The 21567-nt window shown below is 67.5% G+C and carries 24 protein-coding genes; 13 read left to right on the forward strand and 11 right to left on the reverse strand.

The genetic code is table 11. The features are described 5' to 3' along the window. Nucleotide 1: 1 nt before the first annotated feature. Complete coding sequence (locus tag ACM1PE_RS16240) at nt 2-1042, reverse strand: metal-dependent hydrolase (protein WP_118932845.1); 1041 nt, start codon at nt 1040-1042, stop codon at nt 2-4. 106 nt (nt 1043-1148) lie between these two features. On the opposite strand from ACM1PE_RS16240, the gene ACM1PE_RS16245 reads away from it, so the two are divergent. The 6 genes from ACM1PE_RS16245 to ACM1PE_RS16270 all read left to right on the forward strand — a co-directional run bounded on the left by ACM1PE_RS16245 (nt 1149) and on the right by ACM1PE_RS16270 (nt 5436). After that, nucleotides 1149-1787 carry a DedA family protein gene (locus ACM1PE_RS16245; protein ID WP_054455998.1) on the forward strand — a complete coding sequence of 213 codons (639 nt, stop codon included), beginning with the start codon at nt 1149-1151 and terminating at the stop codon, nt 1785-1787. 16 nt (nt 1788-1803) lie between these two features. Further along, nucleotides 1804-2313: a hypothetical protein gene (locus ACM1PE_RS16250; RefSeq protein WP_059380485.1), complete on the forward strand. Its 510-nt coding sequence runs from the start codon at nt 1804-1806 to the stop codon at nt 2311-2313. 69 nt (nt 2314-2382) lie between these two features. Next, nucleotides 2383-3069, forward strand: a complete 687-nt coding sequence (locus ACM1PE_RS16255) for a dUTP diphosphatase (RefSeq protein ID WP_419343785.1) — start codon at nt 2383-2385, stop codon at nt 3067-3069. A gap of 173 nt (nt 3070-3242) precedes the next feature. Continuing rightward, complete coding sequence (locus ACM1PE_RS16260) at nt 3243-3935, forward strand: 2OG-Fe(II) oxygenase (protein WP_419343786.1); 693 nt, start codon at nt 3243-3245, stop codon at nt 3933-3935. A gap of 50 nt (nt 3936-3985) precedes the next feature. After that, nucleotides 3986-4690, forward strand: coding sequence for a 2OG-Fe(II) oxygenase (locus tag ACM1PE_RS16265; RefSeq protein ID WP_419343787.1), 705 nt, complete (start codon nt 3986-3988; stop codon nt 4688-4690). Nucleotides 4691-4704: 14 nt separating this feature from the next. After that, complete coding sequence (locus ACM1PE_RS16270; RefSeq protein WP_223283242.1) at nt 4705-5436, forward strand: 2OG-Fe(II) oxygenase; 732 nt, start codon at nt 4705-4707, stop codon at nt 5434-5436. Nucleotides 5437-5448: 12 nt separating this feature from the next. On the opposite strand, the gene ACM1PE_RS16275 is transcribed toward ACM1PE_RS16270, so the two are convergent. Then, the gene (locus ACM1PE_RS16275) at nt 5449-6384 is read right to left on the reverse strand and encodes a LysR family transcriptional regulator (protein WP_059380482.1); all 936 of its coding nucleotides are present in this window, start codon (nt 6382-6384) and stop codon (nt 5449-5451) included. A gap of 146 nt (nt 6385-6530) precedes the next feature. On the opposite strand from ACM1PE_RS16275, the gene ACM1PE_RS16280 reads away from it, so the two are divergent. Together ACM1PE_RS16280 and ACM1PE_RS16285 are read left to right on the forward strand one after the other, a co-directional pair. Beyond that, a complete protein-coding gene (locus tag ACM1PE_RS16280) occupies nt 6531-7520 on the forward strand; it encodes a tripartite tricarboxylate transporter substrate binding protein (RefSeq protein ID WP_118932840.1) in 990 nt (329 codons plus the stop codon). Further along, a complete protein-coding gene (locus tag ACM1PE_RS16285; protein ID WP_419343788.1) occupies nt 7517-8611 on the forward strand; it encodes a maleylacetate reductase in 1095 nt (364 codons plus the stop codon). The genes ACM1PE_RS16280 and ACM1PE_RS16285 overlap by 4 nt, the downstream gene beginning before the upstream one ends. A 66-nt stretch (nt 8612-8677) precedes the next feature. Here the strand turns inward: ACM1PE_RS16285 and ACM1PE_RS16290 are convergent, their stop codons facing one another. The 6 genes from ACM1PE_RS16290 to ACM1PE_RS16315 form a co-directional block, all read right to left on the reverse strand. Beyond that, complete coding sequence (locus ACM1PE_RS16290) at nt 8678-9790, reverse strand: NADH:flavin oxidoreductase/NADH oxidase (RefSeq protein WP_419343789.1); 1113 nt, start codon at nt 9788-9790, stop codon at nt 8678-8680. A gap of 107 nt (nt 9791-9897) precedes the next feature. After that, nucleotides 9898-10668, reverse strand: coding sequence for an ectoine/hydroxyectoine ABC transporter ATP-binding protein EhuA (ehuA, locus tag ACM1PE_RS16295; RefSeq protein ID WP_059380479.1), 771 nt, complete (start codon nt 10666-10668; stop codon nt 9898-9900). Next, on the reverse strand, nt 10665-11336 hold the full coding sequence (ehuD, locus tag ACM1PE_RS16300) for an ectoine/hydroxyectoine ABC transporter permease subunit EhuD (RefSeq protein WP_118932839.1): 672 nt from the start codon (nt 11334-11336) through the stop codon (nt 10665-10667). Before ehuD ends, ehuA begins: the two co-directional genes overlap by 4 nt. Next, nucleotides 11333-11986, reverse strand: a complete 654-nt coding sequence (gene ehuC / locus ACM1PE_RS16305; RefSeq protein WP_059380477.1) for an ectoine/hydroxyectoine ABC transporter permease subunit EhuC — start codon at nt 11984-11986, stop codon at nt 11333-11335. The genes ehuD and ehuC overlap by 4 nt, the downstream gene beginning before the upstream one ends. 10 nt (nt 11987-11996) lie before the next feature. Then, the gene (ehuB, locus tag ACM1PE_RS16310) at nt 11997-12905 is read right to left on the reverse strand and encodes an ectoine/hydroxyectoine ABC transporter substrate-binding protein EhuB (RefSeq protein ID WP_419343790.1); all 909 of its coding nucleotides are present in this window, start codon (nt 12903-12905) and stop codon (nt 11997-11999) included. Nucleotides 12906-13081: 176 nt separating this feature from the next. Beyond that, the gene (locus tag ACM1PE_RS16315) at nt 13082-14236 is read right to left on the reverse strand and encodes an ABC transporter substrate-binding protein (protein ID WP_419343791.1); all 1155 of its coding nucleotides are present in this window, start codon (nt 14234-14236) and stop codon (nt 13082-13084) included. A gap of 263 nt (nt 14237-14499) precedes the next feature. Here ACM1PE_RS16315 and ACM1PE_RS16320 point away from each other — a divergent pair, with 263 nt between their 5' ends. Together ACM1PE_RS16320 and ACM1PE_RS16325 are read left to right on the forward strand one after the other, a co-directional pair. Further along, nucleotides 14500-14925, forward strand: coding sequence for an OsmC family protein (locus ACM1PE_RS16320; RefSeq protein WP_419343792.1), 426 nt, complete (start codon nt 14500-14502; stop codon nt 14923-14925). Between the two features lie 138 nt (nt 14926-15063). Continuing rightward, entirely contained in the window at nt 15064-16353 is a 1290-nt protein-coding gene (locus ACM1PE_RS16325) for an Nramp family divalent metal transporter (RefSeq protein ID WP_419343793.1), read from the forward strand. 69 nt (nt 16354-16422) lie between these two features. Here ACM1PE_RS16325 and ACM1PE_RS16330 read toward each other — a convergent pair whose 3' ends face one another. Together ACM1PE_RS16330 and ACM1PE_RS16335 are read right to left on the reverse strand one after the other, a co-directional pair. Continuing rightward, nucleotides 16423-16644 carry a hypothetical protein gene (locus ACM1PE_RS16330; RefSeq protein ID WP_054455972.1) on the reverse strand — a complete coding sequence of 74 codons (222 nt, stop codon included), beginning with the start codon at nt 16642-16644 and terminating at the stop codon, nt 16423-16425. A 184-nt stretch (nt 16645-16828) separates the two neighbouring features. After that, complete coding sequence (locus ACM1PE_RS16335; RefSeq protein WP_419343794.1) at nt 16829-17437, reverse strand: TetR/AcrR family transcriptional regulator; 609 nt, start codon at nt 17435-17437, stop codon at nt 16829-16831. Nucleotides 17438-17541: 104 nt separating this feature from the next. Between ACM1PE_RS16335 and ACM1PE_RS16340 the strand changes: the two genes are divergently transcribed. Next, entirely contained in the window at nt 17542-18825 is a 1284-nt protein-coding gene (locus tag ACM1PE_RS16340; protein ID WP_088159629.1) for an MFS transporter, read from the forward strand. Nucleotides 18826-18888: 63 nt separating this feature from the next. Here ACM1PE_RS16340 and ACM1PE_RS16345 read toward each other — a convergent pair whose 3' ends face one another. Then, nucleotides 18889-19590 (reverse strand): GntR family transcriptional regulator, encoded by a 702-nt coding sequence (locus ACM1PE_RS16345; RefSeq protein WP_280016631.1) that lies wholly within the window; start codon nt 19588-19590, stop codon nt 18889-18891. A 129-nt stretch (nt 19591-19719) separates the two neighbouring features. On the opposite strand from ACM1PE_RS16345, the gene ACM1PE_RS16350 reads away from it, so the two are divergent. Beyond that, nucleotides 19720-20715, forward strand: coding sequence for a Bug family tripartite tricarboxylate transporter substrate binding protein (locus ACM1PE_RS16350; protein WP_059380470.1), 996 nt, complete (start codon nt 19720-19722; stop codon nt 20713-20715). A gap of 50 nt (nt 20716-20765) precedes the next feature. Beyond that, nucleotides 20766-21566: an enoyl-CoA hydratase/isomerase family protein gene (locus ACM1PE_RS16355; protein WP_419343795.1), complete on the forward strand. Its 801-nt coding sequence runs from the start codon at nt 20766-20768 to the stop codon at nt 21564-21566. Nucleotide 21567: the final 1 nt, after the last annotated feature.

Consider the following 21567-nt stretch of genomic DNA (forward strand, 5'->3'; position numbering starts at 1 on the left):
CCTACCTGGTCGACAACTCCGACCACTGCGCCAGCGGCAAGGGCGGCTGCGCATGCAGGATGCGGCCCAGCACCAGCTTCAGTTCGGCCCAGCCGCCGCGCTCGGTGGGCCAGCTGGACGGCGTCACCGCCTGCCAGTTGCCGCCCGCCGCGCGTTCGGCCATCTTGAAGCGGAAGGTGTAATGCCCCGCCATGCCCATGCGCAGGTCCGTGACCACCAACGCATTGCCGATGACGTCGTAGCGCAGCCAGTCGTCGGTGAACCAGCTAAGGCGCTGGTGCAGCGGCACGTCCGCCAGCGCCTGCGCCACATGCAGGTTGAGCGGCTGGCGCAGCCATTCCGGCGGATCGCTGTCGAACAGGCTGCTGACCGATTCGTAATAGTGGCCATCTGGCGTCTTGGCGATGACGCGCCACACCAGCGTGTTGAAAGGCATGGGCACCGCGCGCAGTTCGCTCAGCGCAATGCCCTGCCCCTGCATCGCCTCGCGCACGCGGTCCTCGGCGGCGATGCGTCCGGCCAGCCCGAATCCCAGATAGGCCGTGCTGAACACCAGCGCTGCGGCCAGCAGCCGGCGCGCCGTCAGCGTCATGCCGAAGCCGATGGCGAACAACACCGCCAGCAGCAACGGCACGGTATAGACCGGGTCAATGATGAACACGGCGGCCCAGCTTTCGGGGATGAGCGCCAGCGGCCAGAACAGCTGCGTCCCGTAGACCGTGAAGGCGTCCAGCACCGGATGCGTCACCAGCACCAGCCATAAGGTCAGGAACAGCCGGCGTCCGCTGTATGGCGCCTGCGGCCAGTATTTGCGGATCAGCCAGGTCAGGAAAACAGCCAGTCCGGTCAGCACGAACACCGAGTGCGAGAAGCCGCGGTGGTAGGTCATGAGCGACACCGGGTCCGGATAGCGCATCAGGACGTCCAGATCCGGCACCGTGGCCAGCGCCGCGCCATAGATCAGCGCCCGGCGCCCCTGCACCCGCCCCAGCAGGGCGCCCTGTATGCCCGCGCCCAGCACCGCCTGCGTAACCGAATCCATAACTCTCCAACAATTAGCTTCATCCAGACGGACTATACGGCGCACCGACAGTTCCGCAGGCGTTAACATACCTGATTGCATTCAGCTAATTTTCAACTTCGTAAATATGGACCAATACATCGACCAGATCGCGATGTTCATCGAGGCCAACCAGGCCTGGGCGGGACCGATCACCTTTCTGCTCACGCTGGGCGAATCCATGGTGCTGCTGGGCCTGTTCATCCCGGCCACGGCCTTGATGCTGCTGACCGGCGGCCTGATCGGCGCCGGCACCCTGAATCCCTGGGCCATCATCGCCTGGGGCATCGCCGGCGCCATCGTGGGCGACGCGCTGTCCTACTGGCTGGGCCGCTGGGCCGGCCCCGGCATCCTGCGCCGCTGGCCGCTGAAGCAGCAGCGCAGCGGCGTGGCGCGCGCGCGCCTGTTCTTCTACCGCTACGGCTTCGCCTCCGTGCTGATCGGCCGCTTCCTCGGCCCCATCCGCTCCACCATTCCCACCGTTGCCGGCGTCATGGGCATGGGGCACAGCCGCTTCCAGATGGCCAACGTCGCCTCCGCCATCCTCTGGATGCCGCTGATGCTGGCCCCGGGCTACATCACCGCGCGCAGCCTGGGCACGGCGGACAACGCGCAACAGATTGCCATGATGATCGGCGCGGGACTCTCGGTACTGCTAGGATGCGGGCTGTTGATAGCCATGCTGCGCAAGCGCCGGGTCCCGGCGCGCCAACGCCGCGGCAACTGAACCGGAGAGAGGGGCAATGGCCATAGACGGGGAACCCAGGAATGGCGATTTCGCGCGCTACGTCGAAAACCTGACGCGCGCCGGCGGCGCATCGCCGGGACAGGTTCCCGACAAGCGGACGGACTCCCGCCCGGCAGCGCCCCCGCCTCCTGCCTCGCCATCCGAAACGCTGTCCGGCGCTCCCTGGGGCAAACCGGCCCCGCCGCCCCTGCAATCGCGGCAAGCGCCCGCAGCCCCGGGCCAGACGGATGCCGCCGAGGTATCGATGGCCCGCCAAGCCACCCAGCGCAAGATCGGCGTCATCCTGACGGTGGGCGGCATCCTGGCCGGCTGGGCTGGCGCGCGCATCATCTTCGAAGCCCTGCGCGGCCCCGGCTTCGACCTGGACGAAGCCATGCCCGCCGTCTTCCTGTTTTTCTTCGCCATGATGCTGTTCAAGGCGGCCCGCAACGCGCGCAATCCGCGCAACAAGACGCCGCTGCCGCCGCTCAAGCGCTCCTCGTACCGCAAGGACGGCGGCGCCTGATTCCGCCATCGCGGCGGCGCGGCGCGGACGGGCAATGGTGCTAACATTTCCGCCGCTGTCGAAAGACCCATGAACCACGGAGTGAAAGTGAATAACGTAGTCGGATTGAACCAGGCCCAGGCGGCCACGATGCTGAAGCTGCAGGGCCACTTGAACAGCATGATCAATCCGGATTGGGTCAACGGCGGAGCCCGCTTCCTGCGCGCCGCCTTCGTCGAATCCGCCGAAGCGCTGGAACACTACGGCTGGAAGTGGTGGAAGAAGCAGACCATCGACCTGCCGCAAGTGCAGATGGAGCTGGTGGACATCCTGCACTTCTATCTGTCGCACACCATCGTCCAGTCCCGCGGCGACATCGCCGCCGCCGCCGGCGCGCTGGTCGCCGACCTGTCCGGCCCGGCTTCGGTCGCGCTGGACGGCAAGACCCACACGCTGGACCAGCTGAACGTGCCCGAGCTGCTGGAACTGATCGGCGGCCTGGCCGTATGCGGACGCGCCAGCTTCAAGGTGCTGGAACAGACCATGACGTCCTGCGAGATGAGCTGGAACGACGCCTACACGCAATACGTGTCCAAGAACGTGCTGAACATCTTCCGCCAGCAGCATGGCTACAAGGAAGGCACCTACATCAAGATCTGGAACGGCGAGGAAGACAACGTCGTGCTGGCCCGCCTGCTGTCGCAGCTGGATCCCGCGCGCGAGGATTTCGCCGACCAGCTGCACGGCGAGCTGGAGCAGGCTTATTCGCGCCTCTGAGCCGCGACGGTTCCTGCCCGCCCGAAGAACGCCGCATCCGCGGCGTTTTTTGTTTTGGGGGGATGCCAGCGCAACAAACGGAGTTTCAAATGGGCGGTGGATTTCTACACTGGCCTCGCCTGTAATCACAGGGAGGACCGGGCATGCGCGCCGCGGCAAGCGGGAACGAAGACATGACAGCAACAGCCTATGACTGGCAGAACGTGGAGCACGCGCTTGATGCCCACGGCAACGCCGTGCTGCTCGGACTGCTGACACCCGCGCAATGCCGCGCCCTCGCCGCCCTCTATCCGGATGAAGCGCGCTTTCGTTCGCGCATCGTCATGGCGCGGCATGGCTTCGGCCGCGGCGAATACAAGTACTTCGCCTACCCCCTGCCGCCGCTGCTCGATCAGCTGCGCCACGCGCTCTATGCCCGGCTGGCGCCGATCGCCAACCGCTGGAATCAGCGGCTGCGCGCGGACACGCAGTACCCGCCCGAACTGGACGCCTACCTGCAACGCTGCCACCGGGCGGGCCAGACGCGTCCCACTCCATTGATGCTCCAGTACGGCGCGGGCGACTACAACTGCCTGCATCAGGATCTCTATGGCGAGCATGTGTTTCCGCTGCAGGTCGCCATCCTGCTGTCGCAGCCGGGCAAGGATTTCACCGGCGGCGAATTCGTCATGACCGAACTTGCGGCCCGGAGCCAACGCGCCGACGTCGTGCCGCTGGACCAGGGCGACGCGGTGGTGTTCACCGTCAATCAACGGCCCGCGGCGGGCGCGCGCGGGCCGCGCAAGGTCGCCATGCGGCATGGCGTGAGCCGCGTGCGCAGCGGCCGCCGCCATACCGTGGGTCTTATTTTTCATGACGCGGCATGATGCCGCGTTCGCTTGCGACCATCGATGAGGACCCTATGCACGACAGCGGCATGAACGCCCCCGAAACCAGCCTGGACCGCCTGGACTGGACGGACATCGGATCGCAGCTCGACGCCGAAGGCTATGCCGTGCTGCCAGGATTGCTGGGCGCGGAACTGGCGCGCAGTCTGGCACGGCAGGCCGACGCGCCGCCTGCCCGACGGGTGAGCCTGGCATCTGCCGGCCTGGGCCGCGGCGACCTGTACTACTTCGACGCCGGCATGCCGCCGCCGCTGGAGCAATGGCGCGCGGCGCTGTACCGTCGGCTGGCCGTTCACGCCAATCGCTGGAACGAGCTTCTGGACGTTTCATCGCGCTATCCCGATGAGCTGGACGATTTTCTTCAGCGCAACCGCGACGCCAGCCAGACCCGGGCGCAATCGCACCTGAACCGGCTCGGCGTCGAAGATTACATGGCACTGCACCAGCGCACTGAAGGCGCACAGGTCTTCCCCATGCAGGTGGTCGCGCTCCTGTCCGAACCTGGAGACGGATTCCAGGGCGGCGAGTTCGTGATGACGGAGCAGCGCCCGCGCATGCAATCGCGTCCGCTGGTGGCGCCGCTAGCTTGCGGCGATGTCGCCATCATCGCCACGGGGGAACGCCCCTTTCACGGTTCCAAGGGTTATTACCGCGTCAACCTCAAGCATGCCGTCAGCCGCGTGCGCAAAGGAGTCCGCATCGGCCTTGAACTGTTTTTCCACGATGCGCCCTGACGCCAGCCCAAGCCATGCCCACATCGACCATGCTGCACGACCTGCCTGAAACCCGGATTGCGGATGCGGACTGGCAGGCTGTCGAAGACGACCTCGGCCGCGATGGCTACGCCGTGCTGCCGGGGCTGCTGACGCAGGCCCAGTGCGAGGAGCTTGCGGCCGGCTACGGCGAGCAAGCGCGCTTTCGCAGCCGCATCGTGATGGAACGCCATGCGTTCGGCCGCGGCGAGTACAAGTACTTCAGCTATCCGTTGCCCGATATCGTCGCGGGCTTGCGGCAGTCGCTCTATCCGCGCCTGGCGCCCATCGCCAACCGCTGGCATGCCGCCATGCGCCTCGAAGCGCGCTTTCCGGCGACGCATGACGAATTCCGGGAGATCTGCCACGCCGCCGGACAGCGCCGGCCCACGCCGCTGCTGCTGCGCTACCAGGCGGGCGACTACTGCTGCCTGCACCAGGACCTGTACGGCGACCACGTCTTTCCATTCCAGGCCATCTTCCTGCTCAACGAGCCGGGACGCGATTTCGAAGGCGGCGAGCTGCTGCTGGCCGAGAGCAATCCCAAGCAGCCCGGCCGGGCCGACGTGGTGCCCTTGCGGCAAGGCGATGCCGTGGTGCTTGCCGTCAACCACAGGCCTGTGCGGTCGGCGCGCGGCTATTACCGCGCGAATCTGCGGCACGGAGTCAGCCGGCTGCGCAAGGGCGAGCGGCACACGCTGGGCATCATCTTCCACGATGCCAGGTAGGCTGCGCGATCGTCAGGCCGCGCGCGCAGCCTCGATGGCGGCATCCCAGACGGAAGGCGAGCCGATCTGCCGCCGCAACTGCTCGGTGAAGGCGCGGATGCGCGCGTTGGCGCGCGGCATGGCGCGCAGCAGGTAGATGCCGCTTTCGGGTGGCGGGCTGGCGTCCTGCAACGTCAGCTGCACCAGCCGGCCCGCGCCCAGGTCCACGCCCGCGGACCAGTTGGGCATGAGCGCGATGCCCAGCCCTTCCAGCGCCGCGAACCGGCGCGCGTCGCAGTCGTCGCATTCCAGGACGAACCTGGCGTCCCGCGCCCATTGGCCATCCCCCAGCTCGCGCCAGCCGCGCACGCTGGTGCTATGGCGCCGGTCGATAAGGCGATGGCGCGAGAGGTCCGCCAGCGTGCGCGGCACGCCGTGGCGTTCCAGGTATGAGGGCGCGGCGCAGATCAGATAACGGTGGCTGCCGATGCGCTGCCCGATCAGGCTGCTGTCGGGCTGCTGCCCCACCCGCACCACCACGTCCATGCGTTCGACCACCGGATCCACCACGCGCTCGGTCAGTTCCAGCTCCACCTGCAATTGCGGATGGCGCTCACCCAGCTGCTGCAGCATGGGCACCACGTAGCGCCGCGCGAACGCCGGCAGGCAGCTGACCCGCAACAAGCCCTGCACGGTCTGCTCCAGCGAAATGACTTCGGAGCGCGCCTCGGTCATGTCGTGCAGGATCTTCACGGCGCGCTCGTACAGCACCTCGCCGGCCTCGGTGGGCATCAGCGCGCGGGTCGAGCGCACGAACAGCGGCACCTTGAGCTCGGATTCCAGCGCGCCGATCTGCCGCGCCACGGACGAGGCGACCATGCCGCGGCGGCGGGCCACCTCGGAAAAGCTCTGGGCGCGGGCGACGTCGACAAAGATGGACAGGCTCTCGGCGAATTTGACGGTTTTCATTTGTGCGTTCGGCGCAAAAGGCTTTGGCGTGGGACGCCAGCTTTCCTGGGAGGTTTGGCAATTACGATAGCGTGCATGGCCGCATTTTGGCAATTTTGACAAAGATAAACGGCCGACTACAACGACGACAAGCCCTGGAGACACGCATGCCCCCGACTACCGCCCCCCGCCGTTCGCACCGCGCCCTGCTGGCCAGCGCCGCCCTTGCCGCAGGCGCCTGGGCCGCCGCCCTGCCCGCGCTGGCGGATTCCTATCCCAGCAAGCCGGTGACAGTGGTGGTCCCCTTCGCCGCGGGCGGTACCGTGGACCGGGTGGCGCGCCAGGTGCAGCAGGCGCTGCAGGACAAACTGGGCCAGACGGTGGTCATCGACAACCGCGGCGGCGCCGGCGGCACCATAGGCACGGCGCTGGTGGCCAAGTCCGCGCCTGACGGCTATACGGTGGAAATGGTGTTCGATTCCTACGCCACCGAGCAGCACATCTACCCCAAGCTCTCGTATGACACGGCGCGCGACCTGACCGGCGTGTCTTACATGGTGCGCTCGCCCATGGTGCTGGCCGTGACGGGCAATGGCCCCTATCAGACGCTCGCCGACTATGTCGCGGCCGGCAAGAAGGGCAGCGTGTCCTACGCCTCGGTCGGCGCGGGCAGCTCCAACCATCTGGCGGCCGAAATGTTCCACCAGGCTGCCGGCACCAGCGGCATCCATACGCCCTACCGTGGCGGCGGCCCGGCCGTGTCGGACCTGATGGGCGGACATGTGGAGTCCATCATCGCCAGCCTGCCGCTGGTGCTGCCCCACATCCAGAGCGGCAAGCTGCGCGCGCTGGCCGTGACCGCGCCCAAGCGCGTCGCGGCCCTGCCGGACGTGCCCGCCATCGCCGAAAGCTATCCGGGCTTCGAGATCTATTCCTGGGTGGGCATGGTGGCGCCCGCGCAGACGCCGGCGGCGACGCTGGACAAGCTGGCCGACGCCACCATTGCCGCGCTGCGCGATCCGGCCGTGGCAGGACGCATCACCGAATCGGGATTCGAAGTGGTGGCCGGCGGCCGCGACGACATGAACCGGCTGGTGCAGGCCGAGTCCCAGCGCTGGGGCGAGCTCATCAAGCGCCGCGGAATCGTTGCACAATGACCGACATGCAGACGGAGAACGCCATGCACTCCTTCATCTACGCCAGCCGCGCCCAGCGCGTGGTCTTCGGACCGGGCAGCCTGGGCGGCCTGGCGGCCGAACTCGATGCGCTGGGACTGCGGCGCGCGCTGGTACTCTGCACGCCGCCGCAACGCGCGCAGGCCGAACGGGTCGCGGCGCTGCTGGGCGAGGCGCGGGTGGCCGGCATCTTCGACCAGGCCGTGATGCACGTGCCGATCGAAATCGCGCGCCAGGCGCGGGAGGCGGCGCGCAAGCTGGGCGCCGATTGCGCGGTAGCGGTGGGCGGCGGCTCCACCATCGGCCTGGGCAAGGCCATCGCGCTGGATTCCGGGCTGCCGGTCATTGCCGTCCCCACGACCTATGCGGGCTCGGAGATGACGCCGATCTACGGCCTCACCGAGAGCGGCCTGAAGAAGACCGGCAAGGACGACCGGGTACTGCCGCGCAGCGTGGTGTACGACCCCGAGCTCAGCCTGTCGCTGCCGGTATCGATGAGCGTGACCAGCGGCATCAATGCCATCGCCCATGCGGCAGAGGGCCTCTACGCGCAAGACGGCAATCCGATCATGGACCTGATGGCGCAGGAAGGCATACGCGCGCTGGCGCAGGCGCTGCCCGCCATCCACGCAGGCTCCCAAGGCGCGGAACTGCTGCAGGCGCGCAGCGACGCGCTCTACGGCGCCTGGCTGTGCGGCACGGTGCTGGGCAGCGTGGGCATGGCGCTGCATCACAAGCTCTGCCATACGCTGGGCGGCAGCTTCAACCTGCCGCACGCGGAAGTCCACACCGTGGTGCTGCCGCAAGCCCTGGCCTACAACGCCGCGGCCGCGCCCCGGGCCATGGAGCGCATCGCGGCGGCGCTCGGCGCGCCGGCTGCCGCGGCGGGCGTATTCGATCTGGCCAGCACGCTGGGCGCGCCCACGGCATTGCGCGACATCGGCATGCGCCAGGAAGACCTGGACCGCGCCTGCGACATCGCCATGCAGACGCCCTACCCCAATCCGCGCCCGCTGGAACGCGAGGCCTTGCGGGCGCTGCTGCAAAACGCCTACGAAGGAAAACGGCCGTGATGGGTCAAGCGCGGCGGCCTATGACAGCCTCTTTTCGGCGCTGACGGCGCGCTGCGCCCATCCCGCTCACCGTTGTCCGAAGCGCGTCTTGCCAAACAGCGCCTTCTGCTCGCGCGGCTGCGAGCGCCAGTACTGGCGCGGCGCGCTGACCTGGCCGCCCAGCTGCGCGGCGGCGTGCCAGGGCCAGCGCGGGTCGTACAGCATGCCGCGCGCCAGCGCGACCATGTCGGCCTGGCCGCCCTGGAGAATGTCTTCGGCCTGCTGCGCCTCGGTGATCAGGCCTACCGTGATGGTCGGCATGCCCACCTTGCGCTTGATTTCGTCTGCGAACGGCACCTGGTAATTCGGACCCACGGGTATCTTCTGCTGGGACGAGACGCCGCCGCTGGAGACGTCGATGAATTCACAGCCGCGCTCCTTCAGGGCTTGCGCCAGGACCAGCGTCTGTTCCAGGTCCCAGCCGCCTTCGACCCAGTCGGTGGCCGACACGCGCACACCCAGCGTCACCGACGGCGGAATGGCCTCGCGCAGCGCCTGGAAGACTTCCAGCGGAAAGCGCATGCGGTTCTCGAGCGAACCGCCGTAGGCGTCGTCGCGCCGGTTGGACAGCGGCGACAGGAACTGGTGCAGCAGATAGCCGTGCGCGGCATGCAGCTCGATCGCGTCGAAGCCCAGCCGCACGGCGCGCCGGGCGCTAGCCACGAAGGCGTCGCGCACGCGCGCCAGGCCCGCCGCGTCCAGCGCGTGGGGCGGCGGTTCCGACGCGTTGTGCGGCACGGCCGAAGGCGCCCAGCCTTGCCAGCCGCCGGACTCGGGCGGCACCAGTTGGCCGCCGTTCCAGGGCGCTTCGCTGGACGCCTTGCGGCCCGCGTGGCCCAGCTGTATGCCCAGCTTGATGGGCGCATAGCGGCGGATGGCGGCGACGACGCGGCCGATGGCCGCCTCGGTTTCGTCGGACCACAGGCCCAGGTCTCCCGGGGTGATGCGGCCGTCTGGCTCCACGGCGGTGGCCTCCACGAACAGCAGCGCGGCGCCGGACAAGGCCAGGTGCCCCAGGTGGATCATGTGCCAGTCGGTCGCCAGGCCGTCTTCAGCCGAGTACTCGCACATGGGCGCAATGACGATGCGGTTGGCCAGTTCCAGCTGGCCGATGGACGTGGGACTGAAAAGCAGGGACATGCTGGAGCCTCCGGGGCGTGGGATGCGACAGCATAGCGCCCCGGCCCGTCCGGGAACCTGAATACCGCAGCCCCGGGCGGGGTCAAGGCGCGTCCGCAAGCAATGCGCTACTGCCCTTCGATCACCGAGTCCAGGAACTGGCGCGTGCGCGGCTCCTTGGGCTGGCTGAACAGCACCGACGATTCGGCGTCCTCGACGATGTTGCCCTGGTCGAAGAACAGGGTCCGGTCCGAGCTGCGTTCGGCGAACTTCATCTGGTGGGTGACGATGATCATCGTCATGCTGCGCCGGGCCGACAGGTCGCGCAGGATCTGCAGGATGCCGCCGACCAGTTCCGGGTCCAGCGCCGACGTCACCTCGTCGAACAGCATGATGTGGGGGCACATGGCCAGCGCGCGGGCGATGCCCACGCGCTGCTTCTGCCCGCCCGACAACTGCGCCGGATAGACATCCAGCTTGTCGCCCAGGCCGACCATTTCCAGGTACTCCACGGCCTGTTCGCGCGCCTGGGCGCGAGGCATGCCCCGCACATGCAGCGGCGCTTCCATGGCATTGGCCAGCGCCGTCATGTGCGGGAACAGGTTGAAATGCTGGAACACCATGCCGATCTTGCCGCGCACCTTGCGCAGGTGCTCCGAGTTGGGGCCGACAGAACGGCCTTGCGCGTCGGTCCACATGGGCACGCCGTCGATCTCGATATCGCCGCTGGTGGGCCGGTCCAGCGTCATCAGCACGCGCAGCAGCGTCGACTTGCCCGAACCCGAGGGGCCGATCACGGCCACGGTCTGGCCCGACGGTATCTCCAGGTTGATGCCGCGCAGCACCTCCAGTTCGCCGTACTGCTTGCGCAGGTTCTTGATGCTTATGCTGGCGCTCATCTTTTTCCTCCATATCGTTGCAGGCGGGCCTCCAGGCCGCGCACGCCCCAGGCCGCCGCCAGGCTCAGCGCCAGGAACAGCAGGCCCACCAGGGTCAGGGGCTCGGTGTAGCGGAAGGTGGCAGAGCCGATCATCTTGCTCTGCTGCAGCAGTTCCACCACGGTGATCGCCGACAAGAGCGGCGTGTCCTTGAACATGGCCACCAGGTAATTGCCCAGCGCCGGCACCACCGGCGGAATCGCCTGCGGCAGCACCACGCCCACCGCCGTGCGCCAGCGCGACATGTTCAGCGCGGTGGCGGCCTCCCATTGGCCGCGCGGCACGGCTTCGATGCCGGCGCGGTAGACCTCGGCGCAATAGGTCGCGTAGTGCAGGCCCAACGCGGTGATGCCGGTGGCCAGCGGCGACATCCGCACGCCGGTCAGCGGCAGCACGTAGAACAGGAAGTACATCTGCACCAGCAGGGGCGTGCTGCGCACGAACTCGATCACGAAGGCCGTGGGCAGGGACACGATGCGCAAGCGCGAACGCCGCAGCAGGGCCAGCGCCAGGCCCAGCGTGACGGCCACCAGCATGCCCAGCACCGTGGCCTGGATCGTGATGAGCAGCGCGGAGCCCAGCGTGGGCAGGATCTCCAGCGCGAAGGACCAATCGAATACCGGCTTCATCGCACGCGCACCTTGCGTTCCAGCAGACGCACGCCGCCCGTGATCAACAGGGCCACCGCGAAGTACATCAGCAGCATCAAGGTGAAGATCTCGGTGGTGCGCAGGGTCTCGCTGCGCAGCAGCTGGCCGCGGAAGGTCAGGTCGGTGATGGTGATGAGGGACACCAGCGCGGTGTTCTTCAGCAGCTCGATCAGCAGGTTGCCGGCCGGCGGCAGCATGGCCGGCACGGCCTGCGGCACCACGATGCGGCGCATGATCTGGCCGCGCGTCAGGTTCAGCGCGATGCCGGCTTCGCGCTGCCCTGGCGGCACCGCTCGGATCGCGCCGCGCACCACTTCCGCGCCATAGGCGCCGGCGTTCAAGGCCAGCACCACGATGCCCACCAGCATGGCCGGCAGCTGCACGCCGAACAGCGGCAGCACGAAGTAGAACCAGAACAGCTGCACCAGGGCCGAGGTGCCGCGAAATACCTCGACGTAGACCGCCGCGATCCAGCGCAGCGGGCGCAGGGGCGACAGGCGCCCGATGCCCGCGGCCAGCGCCAGCGGAACGGCCAGCACCACGGCGCCGGCCATGATCTCCAGGGTCACCGCCAGCCCCTGCAGGAGCGGCGGCGCCAGTTCGGCGAAATGCTCGGATATCAACCGCATGCGCGCCCCCTTACTGGCCGGCGCACAGCTTGGCGGCCGTGACCCCCTTGGGCAGTTCCTGCGCGGTGAAGCCGAAAGGCGTCACGAGTTTCTGGTGTTCTTCGGTGCCGATGAACTTGGCCAGTTCGGCGTTGAAGGCGTCGGCAAACGCCTTGTCGTCGCTGCGGAACGCGTAGGCGCCGTAGCCGCGCACGTCCTTTCCGTCGATGACCGGGTCCTTGAACGGATCGGCCTTCTCCAGGCCGCTGGCCGCGCTGGTCTTACCCATCAGGTCGTTGACCGTGAGCGCCGTGGCCGCATAGGCGTCGGCGCGCCCCGCCTGCACGCCGGACAGCGCGCTGACCGCATCCGGGAACACCACCACCTGGGCGGGCGGCACCTTGATCTTGGAGGCGTATTCCGCTTCGATCGCGCCCACCACCACGCCCAGCTTGGCGTCGGGATTCTTCATCACGTCTTCGTAGCTGTGCAGGTTCTTGGGATTGCCCTGCTTGACCAGGAAGGACTGGCCCACGCCATAAGTGGGGTCCGAGAACGCCACCTGCTGGCAACGTTCGGGCGTGACGTACATGCCCGCGGCGATGATGTCGAAACGCTTGGCCTGCAGGCCCGGAATGAGCGAGCCGAACTCGGTCAGCACGCCCTCCACTTCGTTGATGCCCATGCGCTTGAGCACCACCCGCGCGATCTCCACCGATTCGCCGGTGACCTTGCCCTCCTTGCTGTCCATGAACGCGAACGGCGCTTCGTTGGCGTAGCCGATGCGTATCTTGCCGGCGGCCTTGGCGGCTTCCAGGGTGGACGCGGCGGCGGGCTCGCTCGCTGCCGGCGCAGCCTTGTCGGATCCCGAGTCGGAACATGCCGCCAGTACTCCCAGGCTCAAGGCGGCCAGCATGCGTCTGGATCGGATAAGGCTCATGGCAGTTTCTCCTGTATTTATTTCGAGGTATATGGATTCACTAAAAATGATACGCTATTAAATGATTTCTACACGAATGATGTGTCCGAAAAAAAGCAGGCCGCAGCCTGCTTTTTGCGCCATCTCCCTATGGGAGGTCAGGACAAGTTACGAATGGCAGAGATATATGTCCCTACTTATTCCGCGTAGGAAAAACGGCCGTTCCTGACGATGCCCATGACGCGGGCACGCTCGTCGAAGCCCTGGTGATTGTCCTTGGTGATGTTGAGCACGCCATTGGGCACGACCAGGTCGCGCGTGTTTTCCAGCGCGTCGCGCAAGGCCGCGCGGAACTCCGGGGTGCCGGGCTTGGCGCCGGATTTCAGCGCGCGCGCCACCGCCGAGTCCAGCAGCATCCAGGCGCCATAGGCGTCGCCCGCGAACTGGGTCAGCGTGTTGGCGCCGTAGCGCGCTTCGTACTTGTCGGCGAAGGCCACCGCCACCTTCTTGACCGGGTTGTCGTCGGGCAGTTCGCGCGCCACCACGCCGGGGCCGGTGGGGAACAAGGTGCCCTCCACATCCGCGCCGCCGACCTGCAGGAATTCCAGCGTGCCGATGCCGTGCGTCTGGTAGATGGCGCCGGTGTAGCCGTGTTCCAGCAGCGTCTTCTGCGGCAGGGCCGACGGCGTGCCGGCGCCGGCGATCAGCACGGCGTCCGGCTTGGCGGCGATGACCTTCAGCACCTGGCCGACCACGGAGGCGTCGGTGCGCTGGAAGCGTTCCTGCGCCACGATCTTCAGGTCGGTCCCGGCAGCCGCCGTGAACTCCTTCCACCAGCTGTCGCCGTAGGAATCCGCGAAGCCGATGAAGGCCACGTTCTTCAGGCCCTTCTTCTTCATGTCCGCCACCAGGGCGGTAGCCATCAGCGAATCGTTCTGCGGCATCTTGAAGGCCCAGGCGCGTTTCGGATCCGACAGCGGCTCGACGATGACGCTGGAGGCGGCCAGCGCGATCATGGGCGTACCGGTTTCGGCCAACACGTCCAGGCCAGCCAGCGCGGCGGCCGTGGTGTTGGGGCCGACGATGGCGTCGACCTTGTCTTCCGAGGTCAGCTTGCGCATGTTCTTCACCGCGCGGCTGACGTCGGTGCCGTCGTCCAACACCACGTAGCGGGCCGGCTCGCCGCCCAGCGTGGCCGGCCACAAGCGGATCGCGTTATTGGTCTGGATGCCGATGGCGGCGGCCGGACCGGTGGTGGACACGTCCACGCCGATGACGATTTCAGCCTGGGCGGACAAGGCGGGGACGGCCAGCGCGATGGCGCAGGCGTAGCGGACGAGCTTGTAAGACATGACAGCAGTTCTCGGCGAGGTTTGAGCAGATGCCCGTATTTTGCCTGATGGGTGAGCGCCGCCTTGCGACCCGGATCAAGAAAGCGGGCCTGCGGTTACATCGGCTTGCCGTTGCGCGCAGACGCTTTCCGCGCCGGACGCATGCGTCCGCCGTATCATCGTCCATGCCATCTCAGGCAAAGCGCCCCGCCCCAGCCGGCGGCCCGCGCCCTCCCACACCGGCCGCGCACGCGACGGGCGCGGCCCTTCTACAGGAGTCACGCATGAAGAAAACCGCAAGCGCCCACTGGTCGGGCGATCTGAAGACCGGCAAGGGCACGATCTCCACGCAGAGCGGCGCGCTCAAGGAACAAGCCTACGGCTTTAACACCCGTTTCGGCGACACCCCGGGCACCAATCCCGAGGAACTGCTGGGCGCGGCGCATGCCGGCTGCTTCACCATGGCCCTGTCCAACATCCTGTCCGAGGCAGGCATGGTGGCGCAAAGCCTGGACACCAAGGCCGAGGTCACGCTGGACAAGGCGGACGGCGGCTTTGCCATTACCGCCGTGCACCTGACCGTGGAAGCCGTCATCCCCGGCGCCAGCGCCCAGGCCTTCGAGGACGCGGCCCGCAAGGCGGAAAAAGGATGCCCCGTGTCCAAGGTGCTGAACGCCAAGATCTCCATGGACGCCAAGCTCAAGTCCTGATCCTCTCCCGACCCGTGGCCCGTCCACCAAGGGCGGCGCCACGGGATCCATTGGGCCGCCCTATCCCCTGCTTGCCCAAAATCAATTTGACGACCGCTGTCTCCAAGAGGATGATGAGAATCATTCTCAGGAGTGAGCATGGGCCAATTCATCTACGCGATTTCCGGCGGCAGGACCGCGCTGGCACAGGACGTCCAGGTATCGGCGGGCCTGCGCCGCATCGCCGGCCCCGGCATCCTGGTGGCCGTGGGCTATATCGATCCGGGCAACGGGGCCACCGACATCGCGGGCGGCAGCGGCTTCGGCTACGGGTTGCTGCTGGTCGTCGTCAGCTCGGCCCTGCTGGCGCTGGGCTTCCAGATCCTGGTGTCGCGCCTGGCGCTCGCCACCGGACAGGACCTGGCCACGCTGACGGCCCGCCACCTGTCGCCGCGCGTGGCCAAGGCCGCCTGGCTGGCCGGCGAGGCGGCGATCCTGGCGACCGCCCTGGCCGAACTCATCGGCGGCGCGATCGCGCTGCGCCTGCTCTTCGGGCTGCCGCTGATCGCGGGCGTCGCGATGACCGGCGTCGGTACTTTCGCCGTGCTGGCGCTGACACGCGGCAACGCCGACAAGCATGAGCGCTTCATCGCGCTGCTGCTGTCGGTGGTGGCGATGTCCTTCGTGTTCCTGCTGTTCAAGGCCAACCCGGTCTGGACGGAGGTGGCGCACGGGATCACGCAGACCGGCCGCGCGCTGCGCGACCCGCAGGGCTTCCTGATCGCGCTGGGGATCCTGGGCGCGACCCTGATGCCGCATAACCTGTACCTGCATTCCGGCTCGCTCGCGCAACGGGCGCAGCAATTGCCGCCGGCCGCCCGCGACCTGGCCATGCGCGTGGCGCGCAACGACACCGTCGTGTCGCTGGGCCTGGCCATGCTGATCAACGCCGCCATCATGATCGTCGCCGCCGCCTCGCTGTCGGGCTCGGGCATCATCGTTTCCAGCCTGGACGACGCGCATGCCGTGATCGCCCAGACCCTGGGCATCGGCGCGGCCATCGTGTTCGCCGTGGCGCTGTATGCCGCGGGACAAAGCTCCACCATTACCGGCGTGCTGGCCGGACGCATCCTGTCCCGGGGCTTCCAGGTGCGTAGCGGCTGGTCGGACCGCCGCCGCGCCCTGGCGACGCGGCTGGTGGCCGGCGCGGCCGCCGTTGGCCTGCTGGCGTTCACCGGCGGCCAGGATCCGGACGGTCTGCTGGTGCTGAGCCAGGTCATCCTGAGCCTGGCCCTGCCCTTCGCGCTGGGGCCGCTGGTGCTGCTGGCCTGCCGCAAGAGCCTGATGGGCAGGTACGTGCTGCGCGGCGCCTGGGCCTGGGCGGCGGTTGCGGCCACGCTCGGCATCCTGCTGCTGGATGGCTATCTGGTGGCTGACATGCTGGTCTGATCCCCAGGGATAGCCAAGCATAAAAAAACGCCAGCAATGCTGGCGTTTTTCTCGTACCCGCTATCGGGCTCAGTGATAGGCGGAGACCACGGGGTGCTGGCGACGGCCGGCGTCCATGTCGTGCAACACCTCGCCGACGGCGCCGCCGAAGGCGGCCAGGCGCACTTTCAGGCGCAGCCAGCGCGAACCGGAAGCGTGGCCGGACAGGCTTTCCGCGATGATCGCGTCATGGATCAGGGTACGTTCCAGCTCATCCGACATGCGGGCATTCTTCAGCGCGGTATCGCTCATGGTTCTCTCCTTGAGAAAGCGATGTGGAACAACACGAGTCCATCTTAGACCTGTGCTTGCTGCGCCGCAATAAATTTCTTAAGCATTTTTTTGTGCGTTGCGCAATGGGGACAAACACCAAAAATGGTGCACATGTGCACTGCTGCCCGCACCTTTCTTGTGCCGCCCTTTCCCGGGCGCCTGATCAGCGCTGCGCAAGATGCGCCTGGATCAGCATGTCCGCCATCTGCGCGACCCGGCCGGCAGGCCCGCCTTCGCCAAATAGCTGGCTGGAAACAAAGGCCCCCTCGGACAACAGCAACAGGCCATCGCCCAGCGCGTCGGGATCGGCCGCCCCCATTTCCGCCGCCATGGCGGCCAGGCGCCGCCGCAGTTCGGCCTTGTGTTCCACCGCCACGGCGCGGGCGGGATGGCCGGCTTCGGGGTATTCCACCGCCGCGTTCGTCAGGCCGCAGCCGCGGTAGCCGTTCTGCACCGCGCGCACGCCCAGACCGGTCAGGTAGGCCAGGATCTGGGCCCGCGGGTCGCCCGGATGCGCCGCGCAGGCCGCGTCGAAGCGCGCCCAGAACTCCGCGTCGTAGTCGCGCAGATAGGCCGCCGCCAGCTCGTCCTTGGACGAAAAGCTGCGGTACAGGCTGGGTTTGGTCACGCCCGCCTCGTTGACGATGGCGTCCACGCCCACTGCCCGTATCCCGTCCCGGTAGAACATTTCCCGCGCAGTCTTGCGGATGCGCTCGGCCGCCAGCGGCGGCTTGGATGCGGGCCGGTCGGCGGCAGAGGTTTTGCTGGCCATGAATGGGCTCCTTTTCCGGTTGGCGGATACGGCGAAAAACTGCTTGACTATGTTACTGACCGGTACGTACTATTCGCAAACTCCATTACGTACCGGTCAGTAACATGAGTATAGCCCACCCTCCCGTCCCTTTCCGGCGCGCCGGCCAGAAGTACGCTTTCGTCGTCGTCGCGGTCATTTTCCTGTCCTTGCTGGTTTCAGCCGGCCTGCGTTCCTCGCCCAGCGTGTTGCTGGTGCCTCTGGAGGAGACCTTCGGCTGGAGCCGCAGCACCATCTCGCTGGCCGCCGCGGTCGGCATCTTCCTGTATGGCATGGTCGGGCCGTTCGCGGCCGCCGCGATGGAGCGTTTCGGCTTGCGGCGCGTGCTGATCGGCGCGCTGATGCTGATGGCCGCATCCAGCGCGGCCAGCGCCTTCATGACCCAGTCCTGGCATCTGCTGCTGACCTGGGGCGTGTTCTCGGGCCTGGGGTCCGGCGCGGTCGCCGTGGTGCTGGGCGCCACCGTCGTCAACCGCTGGTTCACCAAGCACCGCGGCGTAATGATGGGCCTGCTGACCGCCAGTTCCGCCACCGGCACGCTGGTGTTCCTGCCGGTGCTGGCGGCGCTGGCCTCGTCGGGCGACTGGACGCGCGTGGTGTGGACGGTCGCGGCCGCGGCGGCGGCGCTGGTGCCGCTGGCCTGGTGGCTGGTGCCGGACCGCCCGTCCAGCGTCGGGCTGGTCCCCTTCGGCAGCGATCCGCATGCGCCGCCCGCGCCTGCCGCGCCGCGCACCGGCATGCTGGCGGCCACCTTCGGCGCACTGGCGCGGGCCTCGCGCACGCGCACCTTCTGGTTCCTGTTCGCGACCTTTTTCGTTTGCGGTTTCACCACCAACGGCCTGGTCGGCACGCACCTGATCGCGCTTTGCGGCGACCACGGCATGCCCGAGGTGCAGGCCGCGGGCCTCTTGGCATTGATGGGCATCTTCGACCTGATCGGCACCACGGCGTCCGGCTGGCTCACCGACCGCTACGATCCCCGCAAGCTGCTATTCGTCTACTACGGCCTGCGCGGCTTGTCGCTGATCTACCTGCCCTATTCCGACTTCTCGTTCTACAGCCTGTCGATCTTCGCCATCTTCTTTGGGCTGGACTGGATCGCCACGGTGCCGCCCACGCTGCGCCTGACGACCGAAGCCTTCGGCGAGCGCGACGCTTCCATCGTGTTCGGCTGGATCGTCGCCGGCCACCAGCTGGGTGCGGCCAGCGCCGCCTGGATGGCGGGCGCCGTGCGCGAAGCGCAGGGCAGCTACCTGATGGCCTTCGTCATCTCCGGCATGACGGGCCTGATCGCCGCCGTCATCGCACTGATGATAGGCAGGAAGCGCGTGGTGGCGCAGCCAGCCTGAATGCGCCCGCAGTCGGACAGTCGAGCCCTGGGCCCGCGCTGTCCGCGCAGATGACAGAACTCTTCAAGCCTTGGATGCCCCGCCCGCGCGCCCGCGCAAGTTGTAGGTCTTCTTGCTGCCCACATGCTTGCGGATGAGCGACTCCGCAAGCTCGCCGTCGCGCTGCATCAGCGCCTGCACAAAGGCCTCGTGGTCGGCCACCGCCGCCGTCCATTCGTCGATATCGAAATTCGACTTGTAGCGCAGCGCCTGCACCTGCAGGTTCAAGCGATCGTAGGAATGCGTCAGCGCCGGGTTGTGCGCCGCCCGGTTGATGGCGATATGCGTGCCCATGCTGGCCGCGAAATACGCGCGGATGTCGCGCTGTTCATACCCTTGCAGCATCTGCGCGTGCAGTTGCGCGATATGCGCCAGTTCCGCGTCCGTCGCGCGCTCGGCGGCGCTGCGCACCGCCAGCCCCTCCAGCACCGACAGCACGTCGAAGATGTTCTCGACGTCGTCCGTCGACAGCTCGATCACCATCGCGCCGCGCTTGGGCTGCAGGGTCACCAGGCCGTCGGAAGCCAGCATGCGGTAGGCCTCGCGCAGCGGCGTGCGTGAAATCTTGAGCTGATCGCACAGGTCCCGCTCGTTCAGCCAGGTGCCCGGCTTGAAGGTGCCGTCAATGATCAGCTGCCGCAGTTTTTCCGCCACCACGGCCGGCAGCGTCGGGTGATGGATGGCCAAATCGGGGACGGACTGGTCCATAACTTCAGGGTTAGCCATGAGTTGTTGCCACTCGCTAATTCGACTATTTTTGTATCTGGTATACCAAACACCAAAGGCATACCAACCTGACCCCATCATAGAGCAAGCAACACGCGGGCAGGCTGACAACCACCAAAGGAGACCCACATGCACAAGCACGCTCGCGCCTGCGCCGGCGCCCTGGCGCTGACTGCCGGCCTGGCCGCCGCCAGTCCCGCCCTGGCGCAGGACGCATCCAAATGGCCGGAACGGCCGGTACGCCTGATCGTCGGCTTCGTGCCCGGCGGCGGCACCGACGTGTCTGCACGCATCCTGTCCGCCCGCCTTTCGGCGTTGCTGGGCCAGCAGGTCGTGGTCGAGAACAAACCCGGCGCTTCGGGACTGATCGCGGCCGACTTCGTGGCCAAGGCCGATCCGGACGGCTACACCCTGCTGCTCGCCAACATGCAGTCGACCGTCGCCGCGCCCTATGTGGTGCAGTCCAACGTCGACCCGATCAAGGACTTCACGCCGGTGCGCTACATCGGATCGGTACCCAACGTGCTGGTGGTGAATCCGGCCAAGCACAGCTACGCCAGCGTGCAGAACCTGGTGGACGACGCCCGCGCCAAACCCAAGCAGCTGACCTACGCGTCTTCCGGCATGGGCAGCCCGCAGCACCTGAGCGCCGCGCGCTTCTCGCAGATCGCGGGCGTCAGCATGGAGCATGTGCCGTACAAGGGCAGCGGCCAGGCCATGACCGATCTGCTGGGCGGCAGCGTGGACATGAACTTCGATACCCTGCCCGGCGCCATCAACCAGATCCAGGCCGGCAAGCTGCGCCCGCTGGCCGTGACCAGCACCGAACGCAGCAAGCGCCTGCCCGACGTGCCGACGCTGGCCGAGTCTGGCATCAAGGGCCTGGACATCGTGCAGTGGTACGCGGTGCTGGCGCCGGCCAAGCTGCCCAAGCCGGTGCTGGACAAGCTCGACCAGGCGCTCAGCCAGACGCTGGCCGATCCCGAGATCAAGGCCAAGCTGGCCGACCAGGGCATGGAACTGGGCGGCGGCCCGGCCACCCCCGCGGCCTTTGCCAGCTATGTGCAGGACGAATGGAGCAAGTACGGCAAGCTCACCGCCAGCCTGGGCCTGACCAAGCAGTAAGCCCGCAGCAACCCGGCGGGGGTGCGCCCCCGCCCACGCAAAGGAACACCATGAGCGCTACCCCCACTTCCGACGCATCCCCCATCCTGTGCCAGCGCGACGGCGACATCGCGACCGTGGTGCTGAACCGCCCTGAAAAGCTCAACGCCTTCACCATAGATAGCTGGCGGCTGCTGGGCGACGTCTTCCTGGAGCTGGACGCCGACGACAGCGTGCGCTGCGTGCTGCTGCGCGGCGCGGGCGAGAAAGCCTTCTCTCCGGGCAACGACATCAGCGAATTCGAGACCGCGCGCAGCAACAAGCGCCAGGCCATCGAGTACGGCGCCGTGATGCGCCGGACCATAGAAGCCATCGGCAATTGCCGCCATCCGGTGGTGGCGCAGATACACGGCATCTGCGTGGGCGGCGGACTGGAGATCGCCAGCCTGGCCGATATCCGCATCTGCGGCGAGAGCTCGCGCTTCGGCGTGCCCATCAAGAACCTGGGGCTGGTGATGTCGTACTCGGAACTGGCGCCGCTGGTGCGCCTGGTGGGTCCGACCGCCGCGCTGCAGGTGCTGCTGGAAGGCACCATCTTCGACGCGCGGGAAGCGCTGCGCCTGGGCGTGGTCACGCGCGTGGCGCCCGACAGCCAGGTCGCCTCCGAAGCCCAGGCCGCCGCCCGCCGCATCGCCGATGGCGCGCCGCTGGTGGCGCGCTGGCACAAGAAGTTCATCCGCAACCTGGTGAACGGCAAGGCCTTGACCGACGCCGATCGCGACGAGGCCTTCGACTGTTTCGACACCGAGGATTTCCGCACGGGCTACCAGGCCTTCCTGGCCAAGGCCAAGCCGCAATTCAACGCCCGCTGAA

Origin of the sequence: Achromobacter sp. PD1 (genome assembly GCF_048541815.1) — a bacterium.
Taxonomy (GTDB): Bacteria; Pseudomonadota; Gammaproteobacteria; order Burkholderiales; family Burkholderiaceae_B; genus Achromobacter; species Achromobacter bronchisepticus_A.